This window comes from Ferroplasma sp. (assembly GCF_031200575.1).
Lineage (GTDB): Archaea > Thermoplasmatota > Thermoplasmata > Thermoplasmatales > Thermoplasmataceae > Ferroplasma.
The window spans coordinates 1512715-1527193 of sequence record NZ_CP133597.1 but is presented as its reverse complement, the minus strand read 5'-3'; the positions used below and the strand labels follow the sequence as shown (position 1 = coordinate 1527193).

The window sequence follows — 14479 nt, the reverse complement described above, 5'->3', positions numbered from 1 at the left end:
CTTAATGAATATCACCACCGGTGCCAGTTATCCCTGGAATAAGATCCTCAGATATATCAGGAATTGCAGCTTCCAGTGTAAAATTTCCATTTAGCATAGATTCTGGCGTGATACCTTCCATTGATGAGGATATATCTGACATGATTGCATCGGATTCCAGGAAGTTAAAGCTTCCCTGAAAGTATCTGTATACCTCTGTAACAAAAAACAGGGGTGCCGTGGCTGCCACGTATATCAGCCCGATATCCAGGAATGGATTGTTAAACATGCCGACAAGATACAGTATTATTACAGTAAAAAATGGAAAGAAGGCGATTTCAAAAAATATCCTGTAAAACTTGATTACATGCTTCTCACTGCCTGGAATCATGAACAGTATGGAAATGACTGGAATAAACAGTATAAAGAAAAATATAAGGGCCTGCCTTATTATGAGTATTCCGAAAAGGAGTATAATGGCAAGTATATAAGAACCGTTTAGCAGTATTGATATAAGGGTATTTTCCGGTGAAAGTCCAGATATTACAGTACTGTACCAGTCGGGTTTCAGTGTATACACGGCATTATAAAAAGCCAGTGAAACCTCCAGAAACAGCATAGAAATCCTGTAAGATTCTATAAAAAGCACAGAGGAAACAGCCATCTTAATTATAAGCCTTGTAGCCGGATATGGTTTGATGAAAGAATTATATACAAGCATGATTACTGCTGAGAATATCATGACAGCAACAACAATGTCTGTATAAATGCTGTTGAACAGATAATGATAAAATGATAGAAAGGCTGGGTTTCCATCTATAAACTGTATATATGAATACCTGGGAGCAAGTCCATAATTTACAGTAAGGTGCCACAGTATTATCACAGACGGTCTTGCAAGATCAACAAGGGTGTCCGCGAGTTCCTTCAGAATTATCTCCAAATTCATGCTTTCCCGGTAACCACATAATTAAATACTGCATACAGGACCCCGCTTACAGCCAGAATGTATATTACTGTTCCTATGGTGGCGTTTTTCAGCCTATCCCTTGCCATATATTTTTTGTTCTCATCAGTGCTAAAGAAGCTCAGTGCAACCGGAATCCATAAAAGTGTAATCAATACAGCAGAAACAGAGATGGCAATATCATCTATCCTGCCCAGCATTGTGTTTATGGATGCTATTACATATTCAAATAACATTTTTGGTAATAGAAAGGCAGTATAAAATATTATTTATAACGTAGTAAATATAATATACACTTAATACATATCTAAAACAGTTTCTTCTGCCTCTCACCAAGTGTTGCAGCATTTTCAGAAAGGCCAATCCTGTTTCTGATATATTTTACTGTTTCGGGGGAGAACCCTTCATAATGGTTGTTTGCATAGATGTAAATAGTGGCCATTCCGTGGCTGTTTTCAATGATTTTCCCGGTCCACGAATCTATCTCCTTACGGCGGTTGATTCTCATCTCTCCCAGCATGTTTTTTGTGAGCGATTTATTCCCAAGGAATCTTATGTAAAGGTTCCTGGTAGTTTTTACCTCAGGCGGCCTGATGTAATCGAGCACAGGCCATACCATGGTTATGTTGAATTTTTTTAGCATTGAATACACATCATCCCTGAACCATGACGTATGCCTGAATTCAACGGCGAATTTTATATCTCCCGGGAGGGTTTCAAGAAAATTTTCAAATATTGCTATACTGTATGCGAAATCAGGTGGCAGCTGGATTAGAATCATTCCAAGCTTTTCCCTTAGCAGTGAAATATTACTTAGAAAGAAATCCAGGTCTTTTTCACAATTCTGCAATCTGTATTCATGTGTTATTTTTCTGGGCATCTTCGGGGAAAAGAGAAATCCATCTGGCACAGAACTGTACCATTTGTTTACAGTATCCCGGCCCTGTGCAGCATAAAAAGTTGAATCTATTTCAACGGTATCAAAGAGTTTTGAGTAAATCTTCAAAAAATTACCAGGTGCTTCACGGAAATCATAGATTTTCCCACGCCAGAAATCATAACTCCACCCTGAGCACCCTGTCCTGTATTCCATATATCAATAATTCCGTAACATATAATAAATTTATAGAGTTACCACCCGGGTTATCCGGTAATTTACCTCATCTTTGCAGCAACAACATTTGTATAGAAGGCTATTTTCCTGGATTGGGTCTTGCCAGGCTTGCCGTTCTGGTTTGCTTCTTCCCTTATAAAGGACGGTTTGCCAAAAACTTTCACAGGTAGGGCATCTGATGCATTGAAATTCATTGCATATTTTCCATCTAAAGACATCACACTGCTTCCAAGATCCATAAAATCACCTTCAGTAAAATTGTGCACATACCAGTTTTTGCCGGGGTAGGGCGGATCCAGATAAAAAAAGGTTTCAGGCGAATCGTACTTTTCTATTATGCTCCTGAAATCCATATTCTCTATTTTCATCCTGCCAATAGCATGTGATGCTTTAATCAGGTTTGAGACGTTTTTTCTGTAACCCCCGAAAAGTGATTTATCCTTTTTTCCATAGGTTTCCCCCATTCCCCCGAAACCGGTGTTGAAATTAAAGAAAATGGAAAATGCCCTTTCAATTTCCGGATTTTCAGCATCCATAACTATTCTCCTATCATAATAATCGAAGAATAGCTTACGATCCATTGCGAGGGCATTTGCGGCCCTGTAAAACTGGGCAAAATGTTTTTGCAGTACTGTGAACAGGGCATACAGGTCCCTGTTAATGTCATTGTAAATTATATTTCTGGAATCTATATTCAGGGATACAGACCCTGAACCCCCGAAAACATCCACAAAGGTTCTGCACCCGGATCGATCATAAAGTGCCTGGATATCCTTAATAACACCTATTTTGGACCCGGGATATTTCATTATTCTGTTCATTTTCAACTGTTAAACTATATGCCTCCGTAATATATAAGAAAAACTAAACTATAATTAAATCCATTTCCATATTTTTATATACTGCAAGCACTTTATTTCTTATGGATGATACGTATTCTTATATATCTAACATTTATGGGAAGAACCATTATGATATAGACCTTCCATTCCAGGCAATCGTTGAATTTTACGCAGGAAAGAGGCTCAATCTCAGCCCACTGGGAGCATATACTGGAAAACAGCTTTACGAAATTACCGATTATATAGATAAAATATCACCGCCAGTGCTGAAAATGTGGGGAATTGATGGAGAAAGAATAGATAGTGTTCTTATAAATTCTGTGGAAAAACATACGCTTGATAAACTCATAAAAGAGTTTGGAATAAACAGGCCCTATTTCCATGGAAAATCTATACTGGATCATTATGCCATGGGCTATCTTGTGGCAGATCCTGGCATCTACTGTATAATTACACTAACACATCAGACAGCATATGCACTGCACAAGTATGGTTCTGATAACTTCAGGGATTACGTTTCAGGATTAACCGGGGACTCCAGTGATTTGTTACTGGGTGCAACATGGTTTACAGAAATACAGGGTGGCAGCGATCTCGGTGCAAATAAAACAGTAGCAGAACCGGGAAATAATTTATGGTACCTGACCGGCGATAAATATTTTGCCAGCAATGCAGGCCTTGCCGATGTCTCACTGACATCTGCCTTTCATAATAATAACCATGGAGCCAAGGGATTATCGTTGTTTGTGCTCCCAAGGAGAAATGGCGAAGGCAATTTAAACTATAGAATAAGAAGACTCAAAGAAAAAAGCGCCACAAAGAGTGTTCCATCCGGAGAAGTGGAACTGGAAAATTCAGAGGCGCAGATGCTTGGCGATGCTGGAAAGGCAATTTACTATATAACAGAAGACCTCATGGTTTCAAGGCTCGACAATGCCGCAGCGGCATGTGGAATTGCAAGAAAGGCATATCTTGAAGCCTATTATTATTCAATGAAGAGGAAAACATTCGGCTCACTACTTTTAGATCATCCCGGAATAAAAAGGGATTTGCTGGATATGGAAGTACTTCTCGAAGGGTCAATTGCACTAACATTTAAAACTATTGATCTTTTCAATGCTTCCATAAAATCAAAGCCACCATACGATGATGATTATAATTATACCAGGCTGATGACTCATATCGTAAAAAATATCACGGCAGAATCTTCCTCAATAGTAACTCAAATGGCTACAGAGCTTCACGGTGGGATAGGTTTTCTCTCAGAATTCCCGATAGAGCGCTGGCACAGGGAAGCCCTGATAACACCTATATGGGAAGGGGCAAGCAACATTCAGGCCCTGGATATGCTTGAAGCAATAATGAGAAAGAGGGCACACATCAAAATGCTCCGGGACTTTCAGAATACTGTTTCAGAAATCAGGGATGGTAGAGAAATTGCAGACTCTTGCTATAATCTTATCAGGGAAAGTATAGATAAAATCCTTTCCATGGATGCTACTGAAGCACAGTTCCATGCTAAGTACCTAATGGATATAATGGGAAATTCCATGGCATCAATCCTGCTCCTGCATATAGGCAACAAAACAGGAAATGAAGATTTTATAAAAGCGGGGAAACTTTACTTTAAACGGTATGTGAAAAAGGAGGATTATGATACAGACACAATGGGATTTTCAGAGTCCCTGATACATGTTGAAAGGCAGGAAAGGAGCCTGAAAAATTAGGTGGCAATATGGGAGAGGGATTTACTGTAATTAAAACTTTAAGACGTGCAGCGATTCTATTTCCACAAAGTAAAATAATCGCCGAGAGAACATTGACATACAGGGAAATGTATGATGAGGTTTCAAAAATATCCACATCAATGAATAAAATGGGGATTTCAAGAGGGACTGTGTTTGCAGTTGCTGATTATAATTCCATTGAATTTATGGAACTACTTTTCGCAGCCAGCATGACAGGTTCAATAATTTACCCTGTAAATATCAAACTTCCATGGAATATGGCTATGGAGACTTTAAGGGAATCCGGTGCGGAGTATATATTTGCATCAGGGGATTTCCTTAATGCCGGTATAGGAAAAGAATTTAGGGAAGATCATGTAATTTCTATGGGATCTAATAATAGATATACAAAATTTGATGAAATGCTTGTCAGCGATAAGCACCGTGAAGAAATTACCTCCGGGCCTGACAATTATTCTATACTTTTCACATCCGGAACCACAGGAAAACCAAAGGAGGTTTTATACACCAACGAAAAGACCGTTAATGGTGGTCTCAGCATCCTGTACCAGCTTGGAATGTTTCAATCCCCAGCATCGCTGAGATATAACGATACCATACTTTCCCTGATCCCATTCTATCACTTATGGTCATGGGGATCTGCCTTTCATGCTGCCTATCTTGGTGCAAATTATGTAATAACTGGTAAATATAATCCGTTAAATGTAGTTTCCAGCATAAAGAAGCATAAGGCCACATGGATAAATGCTGTACCAACAATGGTTTACGATCTGCTTGCACATGACACGGATAATCAATTAAACGGCATTAAAATGTTGATAGGGGGTTCTCCCATCAGCAGTGGCATAGCCAGAAAACTTAAAAACAAGCACATCAAATTCTCCACCATATATGGAGGAACAGATATGCTGGCAACATCCATATCCATAGGAAGCGAAGAAGATATAGAGTCATTGCGTTCTGTAACACACCCTGTTCCCATGGTTAACGTATCTATAAGAGACGATTCAGGGAACATCCTTGGAAATAATACTATAGGTGAATTATGGATTAATGCCCCATGGCTGCCGGGCAAATACCTTAATAGAAAGGATGGCAATGAATATGAAGGTGGATGGTTTAAAACAGGTGATGTTGCACTTTTGACAGATGATGGGGGAATTAAAATACTGGACAGAATTAAGGATGTGGTTAAATGTGGGGGTGAATGGATACCCACATCAATTATTGAATCCATGATATCTGAATTTCCGGGAGTCGAGATATGTGCTGTAACCGCTATACCTGATGAAAAATGGGGAGAGCTGCCTGTAGCCTGGATTAAAGCTTCGGAAAACATCAATATTGGGAAATTAAGAGAATTTATGCATTCTAGGGTAGATTCTGGGCACATCAAGAAATGGTGGATTCCCGTGGATTTCCGTATTATTGAGGAAATGCCCATGACAAGCGTTGGAAAAATTGATAAAGCTGTTCTGAGAGCCTTAAAATACTAAAATTTTATCTTTATTAATGGAATTAATACAATAATAATCGATATTAAGGCAATAAATGTGAAAGCCAGCCTGAAGTTGCCATATAGGGAGAAGAAATATCCAATAATAAGGGGAGACACAGTGCCGCCAACCTGGGAACTAAAATTCAGAATGCTGCTTGCTGATGCAAGGTTATGATCGCCGCCACTAAAATCTGATGCCATTCCCATCGAGGGTCCTGCATAAAGCCCATAGAGCATTCCGGAAAGAAATGAAATGCCGAATACAGCCGCAACTGGAGCATAGTTAATGTATATCACTATTGACCCAAGGGCTATTACTGGAATTATGGAAACCAGTGATTTCCCACGTTTTACTTTTGAAGATATAAATCCACCAAAGGGTGACGTAATTATGCCTCCAACTGCAGGTATCCATGCATAGAGATAGGCTGTTGAATATGGTATTATGTGATCGAAAACTATGAACGTTGTAAACAGTGTAATGAATCCAATATACAGGAAACCGGCAGAAAACCTTATCATGGCAACATAAAGAATTTTTTTGTCTATTCTGGTGCGCTTCCTGCGTTCTTTCACTGGTGGTTCCTTTATGAACAGAAAATTCATAACTGCAGCAATAGCCAGTACCAACATTATTGAAATATAAAGAAACTCAAAACTGATGTCCAGTGCCCTGAGAATAAAATATTCGCCCAGTGAGGCACCTATAAAAAACCCTGTCTGGTAAATTCCAACAAATGTTGACCTGCCAGTTGCAGGAATCCATTTCTGTATTACAGATGTGTCAGAGACGTAAACTGTTGCTGAAAAACATCCAAGGAAAAATTGAATGATGATAATTTCTACATATGAATTTTTCACGAAATAAAAAAAAGAAAAAACCAGTGCCATCAAAAGAAATGAAAGTCGGGCTACCCTTGCCACGCCCATACGATCCGCAATAATGCCTGATGGAATCTGAAATAGTGTATATCCAATCCAGTAGGAAGTTATGAATAATGATGCCATATAAACAGATATATTTAGGGAAGCGACGAGCAATGGTATCAGTACCGGGATAAAAAATCTCAGGGTAGAATTCATGGAAAATGAGAATATTGAAGCTCCCATTATATGCCTTAATTGTTTTGCCCTGATGTTACCCGTATCATTCTGCATTTAACTGTTAAATGTAAAATACCATTAATAATTTATCAATGAAATATATATTGCAAAAATAAATATCGGACATATATTATCCATATGTAATAATTAATTACCATCCCTGCAATAAACCAGTATGAATTCTATTGAAAAAATTACTGTTCCCATAGAAATCAGGGCCCTAAAAACTGCAAATATTTACCATATCTCGGGCAATGCAGATTACATTGTGGATACAGGCATGTCAGAAAACAGCTACAATGAACTAAAAAAATCTGTGAACCTGTGCAAGATAGATTTCTGCATTATAACACATTTACACATAGATCACATAGGAGGGGCACTATATCTTACAAAAAATCATGGAATCCCTGTTTATATATCCAGAAATGATTATGATGCAATTAAATATATCACAGATAACAGGAATGAATATTTCAATGATTACAGGGAGCTAATGATTTCTAATGGAGTTCCAGAGGGCCTTTTTACCAGAATACTTGAGGGAAACCCCATAATGCAGTTTATAAATTATTACTCATCACTGGACCTTAATATACTGGATAATATGAATCTGGTGGATACTGAAATTATAGATGTCCCTGGGCATTCTCCAGGGTCAGTTGCCATATACCTTAAAGATATCCAGGCAATGATTACCGGTGACCATGTTCTGAAGAACATATCGCCTAATATCAGCGTGTACAGCAATGGAGCGGATTACCTTGGAATGTATATTGAAAGCCTGAAGAAAATTAGAAAATACGATGTTAAAATAGGATATCCAGGCCACAGGGATAATATAGATGACTTTACCGGAAGGATAGATGAAATTATACAGCATCATATGAAAAGAATCCAGGCAATGACAAAGGGCCTTAAACACCAGGAAACTGCCTTCAGTCTGGCCTCCTCAATAGAATGGAGCAATGGGCGCAAATTAACGGGCATGAATTATATGGAGCAAAATTTTGCCATTATGGAAACCATAGCCCATCTTAAATATATGGAAAATAATGGAATTATAGAAAAGAAATATATAAATGGTGTAGATATGTATATTTCTACGAATTAATTCAAATATTGTTCCTTTATACAAATATATAAAGGATTAAGCTTGTTTAAACCTGTACATTTCATAAATGTGAAGAAAATGTAATGAAAACATTTTTATCAGTTGAATATATGTTAAAATGATAAAAATGGAAGATATAATTACAATAGCTAAAATGAATCCTGAAAAGAGAAAGGAAGCAATGCAGAAACTATTTACACAGATGTTCAAGGAAGACGATGCTGCCAAAGTTAAAATGATTAAGGGCCTTATAACCGAAATAAATAAGGCAGATGATGAAACGTATATCGGTCTCTGCACAACAAACATGGGCATTGCATCAGAACTCAGTGATGACCAGTTGAAGGGATTCGTGGCACTGAGGATGAAGGCCAATTCTGAACTTCCACCAGAACTGCAGAAAAGAGATATGAAGATGATCCAGGCAACGATGCAGAAAATGCCCCCGGCTGTTGTTCAGAAAATATCAAAATTCATGTAATTTAGAATTTATTTTTAATCCACGGGGGGATTCCTGTGATATTTAAGTAATCCTGCTATTCATTAGATTTTTTCATTTCTGAGTTGTTTTTTGTCTATTTTTCCCACCAGGGTCAATGGAAGGCTATCCCTGAACTCCACTATCCTGGGGATTTTATAAACCGCAAGCCGTTCCCTGCAAAAATCTATAACCTCCTGTTCAGTCAGTGTGCTGTCTTTTTTCACAATTACTGCCTTAACGTTTTCACCTCTATGTTCGTCTGGAACCCCTATCACGGCACATTCAGAAACTTTCGGGTTCTCATATAATACATCCTCAACCTCCCTTGGATATATATTGTAACCGCCTGCTATGATTAAGTCCTTTTTTCTGTCCACAATATAGACATACCCATCATTATCAATCCTGGCAATATCACCGGTGTGAAGCCATCCATTATCTAAGACTTTTTTATTTTCTTCAGGTCTGTTCCAGTAACCCATCATTACCTGCGGCCCCTTAATCAGCAATTCTCCCTGCTCCCCCACAGGCACATCGGAAATTCCATCTTCCAGGGAAACTATCCTTTCATAAGTATCCGGGGCTGGAAGTCCCACAGATCCAAATCTTCTGTATTTTTCTCTTTCCTCCTCCACAAGTGGTGTGATGTTTGCAACCGGGGAGCACTCACTCAATCCGTAACCTTCTACCAGTATTGATCCTGTAAGTTTTTCGAACTGCTTCTGGAGTTCAACGGGAAGCGACGATGCACCTGATATGCATATTTTTACATTTTTCAAGTTATATTTGTTTATGTTGTTATAGTTAACCAGTGAATGGTACATCGCCGGGATTCCAGGAAATGCGGTGGGTCTTTTCTTTTCTATAAGTGATAAAATCATTTTGGTATTTCTGGGGTCTGGTACCAGAATTATTGTGGAACCCTGGATTATGGGAGTCAGCATAGCCGTCATCATCCCATATACATGAAAAAATGGAATTGCAGAAAGGTATGTTGTTTTTTCTTTATAGGTTTCAGGTAGTGACTCTATTACCTGATAGGCATTTGAAATAAGATTTCTATGGCTCAGTACTGCCCCCTTGGCCTCACCGGTAGTTCCTCCTGTGTACTGTATAAGGGCAGCATCATCTTTTGGGCTTATCTGGGCTACTTTACCTGTGTCTCCTACACTTCCAGGTCTTTTGGATACAATGATATTTTTATCTGCCACAACTTTTGTATTTTTTCTTATGGTACTCAATGCATATATGTTGGAAATCAGTGGCGGCAGGTAGTCCTTAACCCGTACCACTATAATTTTACTGATAATAGATGGATATAGAGGCATAGCTTTTTGAACGAATTCATCCAAGGTGACAATTACATTAGACCCCGAATCCTCCATTTCATATTTTAATTCCCTGGTCGTATAAAGTGGATTTACCTGGACAATAATGCCTCCCAATTTAAGCACGGCAAAAAAATAAGTGATATATTGTGGAATATTGGGAAGCATTATGGCTACCTTATCACCCTTTTTTACTCCAATTCCTTCCAGGTCAGAAGCAATAGCATCAACCTCTCCTTTTAAAGTTTTATAGGATATTTTTGTGTTCATGAAATCAATTGCTGTACGTTCCGAATATTTTAAGGAGGAATTTACCAGTGCCTGATATATGCTTATATCGGGAATCTCAACATGCCTGTGTACCCATGGTGGATAACTTTTTTGCAATATTTCATCCATATTTTGTTCATTTATATATTCCATAATTTCCCCTCACAAACCTATCTAAATTCAGTACTTTGATCTGGAACAGCCAATCATAAAATTTGAAACTATAATGCTCAATATACCGGATTCCCTGCCTTTAACCTTATAGATACTCATACTTGAAGGATAATTGGTACAATGTATATTGCCCTCCACATTATAACCGGATTTTATATTATCTAAAAACATTCCATTCACCTTAAATATACACAGATGTTGTATATAAATTTTGATAAATGGAGATTAGTATACGCTCCCAGAAAAATAATTATAATAAGTGTCCTTACGGAACTTAGATAATTTTAATTTTGCAAAACCTCTCTAAATGGAACATTCGGTGAATACCTGGCAATCAATAACACATACCATGCTCTTATCTAATTTTTGCATTTTCCCTACCATTACATTATGGCAATGATATGTTTAAGCGAATTTTCCAGACTGTTATTTCGCAGGTACACCATATTTTATACACAATACTTTTAGAACGACAAGTTTGGGTTCTATCTATGATTGTGTCCCGTGCTTATGAATTAAAAATAGCCTGTTGCATTCTATATGGCATATAAATATAGTACCCTGCCAATAGTCTCCACAATATTTACTATTCCTGCAGGAATACTTATGCGTTGGTCAATGGAATATTCACAAAATATTTAAATTAAATCGATAACTATACTATCATTTCCTGTAATGGGATAAATGGGATTTTCAAGTCCCGCTGCAGTGACCCGACTGCGTGAAGTGATTCGATGAATAAGCAATCGGAATATAAAAACCGCACATTTATTTTAATTAGCGTTTTGATAGGAATGTTAATGTCTGCAATCGATACAACCATAGTTTTGCTTGCACTTCCAACAATGACTGTGGATTTGAAGGCTCCGTTCCTGGATACTATATGGGTAATTCTTGTATACTTGCTGGTACTGGCCACATTAACAACCCAGATGGGCAAGCTTGGCGATATATTCGGTAGGGGAAGGATATTTAACGCAGGTTTTCTTATATTTATAGTTGGATCAGCCATGGCCGGAGCATCACCTAACGTTGATTTTCTTATTATATCGAGAATTGTTCAGGGTTTCGGTGCAGTGCTTCTGCAGGCAAACAGTAACGCCATTATAGCCGATTACTTTACAGCGGGAGAGCGTGGACGGGCATTCGGAATTACCAGTATGGGATGGAGTATAGGCGGTGTCCTGGGAATAATCCTTGGTGGGGTTATAACAACATTCATCGGCTGGAGGTACATATTTTATATCAATGTACCTATAGGCTTGATAGGATTCTATATGGCTGAAAAGTATATTAAAGACAACAAAAAATCCACCGTAAAAATAGATTATGTTGGCACTGTACTGATTATTGCTATACTGGGATTAATATCCTATGGTGCTGTGGAGGTAGCATCGGTGGGTGCAAATATAACAAATATTTCCATGGTTATAGCCGGACTTATAATCTTAGTTCCCTTTGCCATCATTGAAAAGCGTTCTAAAAGCCCGGTTATTGATACAAGGGCATTTAAAAACAGAAAATTATCCCTGTCACTAATGGCAGCGACACTGCAGGCAATAGGCTTCCTTTCTGTTCTATTTATATTAATAATGTATCTTCAGGGGGTTAGGGGTTTCTCCCCCTTTGACGCCTCCCTGATACTTGTGCCAGGGTACCTGTTATCCAGTCTTCTATCACCCAGAATGGGAAGACTCTCTGATAAAATCCCACCAGGCATAATCGCGGGTACCGGAATTTTGATAATGGCGATGGGAATTGTAGTCTACCTATTCCTGGGTGTAACCAGCCCCATATATCTGGTAATTGTCGGGTCTATAATTACTGGATTAGGAGGTTCTATGTTCTGGCCCTCCAACACGAGTTCTGTTATGTCCAATTCACCAAGGGAACTTTATGGCTCTTCCTCCGGGCTTCTCAGGACACTTACCAATATTGGCACACTTCTCAGCTATGTAATAGCAATTACGGTTGCAGCGTCCACAGTCCCAAGATACGTAACATTTGAAGTATTTCTCGGTCTGGATAAATTGGAGGGCAATGTATCCTCAAAATTTGTTGTGGGGCTTCACTCTGCGCTTCTTGTTTCCATGATAGTACTTGTTATAGGCGCAATAATGTCATACATAACAGGTATTAAAAGCAAAAAAGCTGTTGTTCTGGATTCTGAAAAAAATAGTATGAAATAAAAATACATTGTATATAAATTAGATATCATTATTTTTATGTTTATATTCAGTATTCAATATTAAATAAAAATGTATATTCAAATTATAAGATTCCCAATAATATTTGATGGAATGATAACATAATATTATTAATTCTTGTAATATATTGTTTATATATACATATTCATAGGAGTTTTTTTGATTAACATTATAGATTATATAAAATTAGATAACTATTTTGGTTATAATGTTATTTTTTTAGTAAGATAATATACTACTATCATAAATTAAACAATCTATTTAAAAATATAAATTTAAATATAAGAAATAAATTGCTGTTATGGATAAAATTATAAATAATAATTTATTCAATAAATTTATACGACTTTTATATGTTGCAACTGCTATTGGTGCATTTACTGATATATTTGACACAAGTGTAGTTGGCGGAGCCTCTGCGAGTATAATTTCGTCACTTAAAATTACTACACCAGAATTCGGGCTTTTAGGTTCAATGACATTTGTTGGCGGATTATTCGGTGCAATTTCCTTCGGATTTCTATCTGATAAAATTGGGAGAAAACGAAGTTTCATTTTAACTCTGTTGCTGTTTATTATATTCGAACTTCTTTCAGGACTTGCCCCGAATTACGATTCATTGTTAATATTCAGAATTATTGTCGGTTTTGCAATAGGTGCTGACTATGTGCCGGCAATTACTCTCCTATCGGAGTTTGTAGAGCCAGATAAGCGTGGCTCATCATTTGATTTCTTCTGGATTATAGCAAATGTAGGTGCTTTAGTTGCATATATAATCGCATTTTTGCTTGTCCCACTGGGTGCATTACAGTGGAGGATTTTATTTATATTCGGTGTAATTCCCCCGGTGATGGGACTGGTACTTAGATCCAAATTACCAGAAACCCCAAGATGGTTAGCAGTTCATGGCAAAATTGCTGAGGCAGAAAAGGCCATTGATGAAATAGGGCTTTCAAGGGATAATTTACCAAAATATGAAAAATATATAGAACCAGAAAGTAAACTCATGAAGCCATATATATGGGGTGTTACTATACCTCTATTTCTTGTTATGCTATTAAATATCCCGGCTTCCGGCCTTCTTGAACTGACGCCGGTTTTACTATTATCCCTACATATCCCAAAATCAAACACGCTTTTATTTACGGCCGGTGCCTGGGTAACTCCTGTGATAATAGGGAATATTGTAGCTTTCAAATTAATTGATATGCTTGGAAGGATAAAAATGATAGTTATAGGAGCGGTAGGACTTGGATTATCGTTGATCTCTATGGTAATATTTTCTTCGCATGCGTATTTTAATGTTCCACTCATGCTCATATCTCTTGCAATTGGCGGTTTTATACAATCATTTTACATTCCGGTAATATACTCACTTTCTACAGAACTGTATCCAACCGAAATCAGAGGTATCGGACAGGGAATCAGTGTTGGAGGCATAAGGGTAGCCGGTATTATAGGAATATTGGGTGGGGCTTTATTATTGACCTATTACAAAGTACCAGGCATGCTCCTGACATATGCAGCTATTTGTTTTGGTGCAACAATTGTAACTGTATTCTGGATGGGGAAGAAAACTGAAACAAACAAAAAAGAACTGGAGGATATTTCTGCGATTTTTGTTAAAGAATAAATTAATAAAAGTTGTTTAAT

12 protein-coding genes are annotated in these 14479 nt (G+C 37.7%); 6 read left to right on the top strand and 6 right to left on the bottom strand.

Annotated elements, in window-relative coordinates; all coding sequences use genetic code 11:
* Position 1: 1 nt before the first annotated feature.
* The 4 genes from RE471_RS08060 to RE471_RS08045 all read right to left on the bottom strand — a co-directional run bounded on the left by RE471_RS08060 (position 2) and on the right by RE471_RS08045 (position 2881).
* Positions 2-928, bottom strand: coding sequence for a hypothetical protein (locus RE471_RS08060; RefSeq protein WP_309214335.1), 927 nt, complete (start codon positions 926-928; stop codon positions 2-4).
* A complete protein-coding gene (locus RE471_RS08055) occupies positions 925-1182 on the bottom strand; it encodes a hypothetical protein (protein WP_309214334.1) in 258 nt (85 codons plus the stop codon). Before RE471_RS08055 ends, RE471_RS08060 begins: the two co-directional genes overlap by 4 nt.
* A 71-nt stretch (positions 1183-1253) precedes the next feature.
* Entirely contained in the window at positions 1254-2039 is a 786-nt protein-coding gene (locus tag RE471_RS08050) for a DUF72 domain-containing protein (RefSeq protein WP_309214333.1), read from the bottom strand.
* 62 nt (positions 2040-2101) lie between these two features.
* The gene (locus tag RE471_RS08045) at positions 2102-2881 is read right to left on the bottom strand and encodes a DNA adenine methylase (protein WP_309214332.1); all 780 of its coding nucleotides are present in this window, start codon (positions 2879-2881) and stop codon (positions 2102-2104) included.
* Between the two features lie 101 nt (positions 2882-2982).
* Here RE471_RS08045 and RE471_RS08040 point away from each other — a divergent pair, with 101 nt between their 5' ends.
* Positions 2983-4629 (top strand): acyl-CoA dehydrogenase family protein, encoded by a 1647-nt coding sequence (locus RE471_RS08040; protein WP_309214331.1) that lies wholly within the window; start codon positions 2983-2985, stop codon positions 4627-4629.
* An 8-nt stretch (positions 4630-4637) separates the two neighbouring features.
* Positions 4638-6146 (top strand): AMP-binding protein, encoded by a 1509-nt coding sequence (locus tag RE471_RS08035; RefSeq protein ID WP_309214330.1) that lies wholly within the window; start codon positions 4638-4640, stop codon positions 6144-6146.
* Here the strand turns inward: RE471_RS08035 and RE471_RS08030 are convergent.
* Positions 6143-7306, bottom strand: a complete 1164-nt coding sequence (locus tag RE471_RS08030) for an MFS transporter (protein WP_309214328.1) — start codon at positions 7304-7306, stop codon at positions 6143-6145. The genes RE471_RS08035 and RE471_RS08030 overlap by 4 nt on opposite strands.
* A 121-nt stretch (positions 7307-7427) precedes the next feature.
* On the opposite strand from RE471_RS08030, the gene RE471_RS08025 reads away from it, so the two are divergent.
* Both RE471_RS08025 and RE471_RS08020 read left to right on the top strand, forming a co-directional pair.
* Positions 7428-8366: an MBL fold metallo-hydrolase gene (locus RE471_RS08025; RefSeq protein WP_309214327.1), complete on the top strand. Its 939-nt coding sequence runs from the start codon at positions 7428-7430 to the stop codon at positions 8364-8366.
* A gap of 118 nt (positions 8367-8484) precedes the next feature.
* Positions 8485-8847, top strand: coding sequence for a hypothetical protein (locus RE471_RS08020; protein WP_309214326.1), 363 nt, complete (start codon positions 8485-8487; stop codon positions 8845-8847).
* A 62-nt stretch (positions 8848-8909) separates the two neighbouring features.
* Here the strand turns inward: RE471_RS08020 and RE471_RS08015 are convergent, their stop codons facing one another.
* The gene (locus RE471_RS08015; protein ID WP_309214325.1) at positions 8910-10598 is read right to left on the bottom strand and encodes a long-chain fatty acid--CoA ligase; all 1689 of its coding nucleotides are present in this window, start codon (positions 10596-10598) and stop codon (positions 8910-8912) included.
* 755 nt (positions 10599-11353) lie between these two features.
* Between RE471_RS08015 and RE471_RS08010 the strand changes: the two genes are divergently transcribed.
* Positions 11354-12808, top strand: coding sequence for an MFS transporter (locus tag RE471_RS08010; RefSeq protein ID WP_309214324.1), 1455 nt, complete (start codon positions 11354-11356; stop codon positions 12806-12808).
* 319 nt (positions 12809-13127) lie between these two features.
* Positions 13128-14459, top strand: coding sequence for an MFS transporter (locus tag RE471_RS08005; RefSeq protein ID WP_309214323.1), 1332 nt, complete (start codon positions 13128-13130; stop codon positions 14457-14459).
* The last annotated feature ends 20 nt before the right edge of the window (positions 14460-14479 follow it).

Excerpts from the sequence above, each read along its gene's own strand:
- RE471_RS08060 (WP_309214335.1), bottom strand. The coding sequence starts at position 928 with ATGAATTTGGAGATAATTCTGAAGGAACTCGCGGACACCCTTGTTGAT.
- RE471_RS08055 (WP_309214334.1), bottom strand. The coding sequence starts at position 1,182 with ATGTTATTTGAATATGTAATAGCATCCATAAACACAATGCTGGGCAGG.
- RE471_RS08050 (WP_309214333.1), bottom strand. The coding sequence starts at position 2,039 with ATGGAATACAGGACAGGGTGCTCAGGGTGGAGTTATGATTTCTGGCGT.
- RE471_RS08045 (WP_309214332.1), bottom strand. The coding sequence starts at position 2,881 with ATGAACAGAATAATGAAATATCCCGGGTCCAAAATAGGTGTTATTAAG.
- RE471_RS08040 (WP_309214331.1), top strand. The coding sequence starts at position 2,983 with ATGGATGATACGTATTCTTATATATCTAACATTTATGGGAAGAACCAT.
- RE471_RS08035 (WP_309214330.1), top strand. The coding sequence starts at position 4,638 with ATGGGAGAGGGATTTACTGTAATTAAAACTTTAAGACGTGCAGCGATT.
- RE471_RS08030 (WP_309214328.1), bottom strand. The coding sequence starts at position 7,306 with ATGCAGAATGATACGGGTAACATCAGGGCAAAACAATTAAGGCATATA.
- RE471_RS08025 (WP_309214327.1), top strand. The coding sequence starts at position 7,428 with ATGAATTCTATTGAAAAAATTACTGTTCCCATAGAAATCAGGGCCCTA.
- RE471_RS08020 (WP_309214326.1), top strand. The coding sequence starts at position 8,485 with ATGATAAAAATGGAAGATATAATTACAATAGCTAAAATGAATCCTGAA.
- RE471_RS08015 (WP_309214325.1), bottom strand. The coding sequence starts at position 10,598 with ATGGAATATATAAATGAACAAAATATGGATGAAATATTGCAAAAAAGT.
- RE471_RS08010 (WP_309214324.1), top strand. The coding sequence starts at position 11,354 with ATGAATAAGCAATCGGAATATAAAAACCGCACATTTATTTTAATTAGC.
- RE471_RS08005 (WP_309214323.1), top strand. The coding sequence starts at position 13,128 with ATGGATAAAATTATAAATAATAATTTATTCAATAAATTTATACGACTT.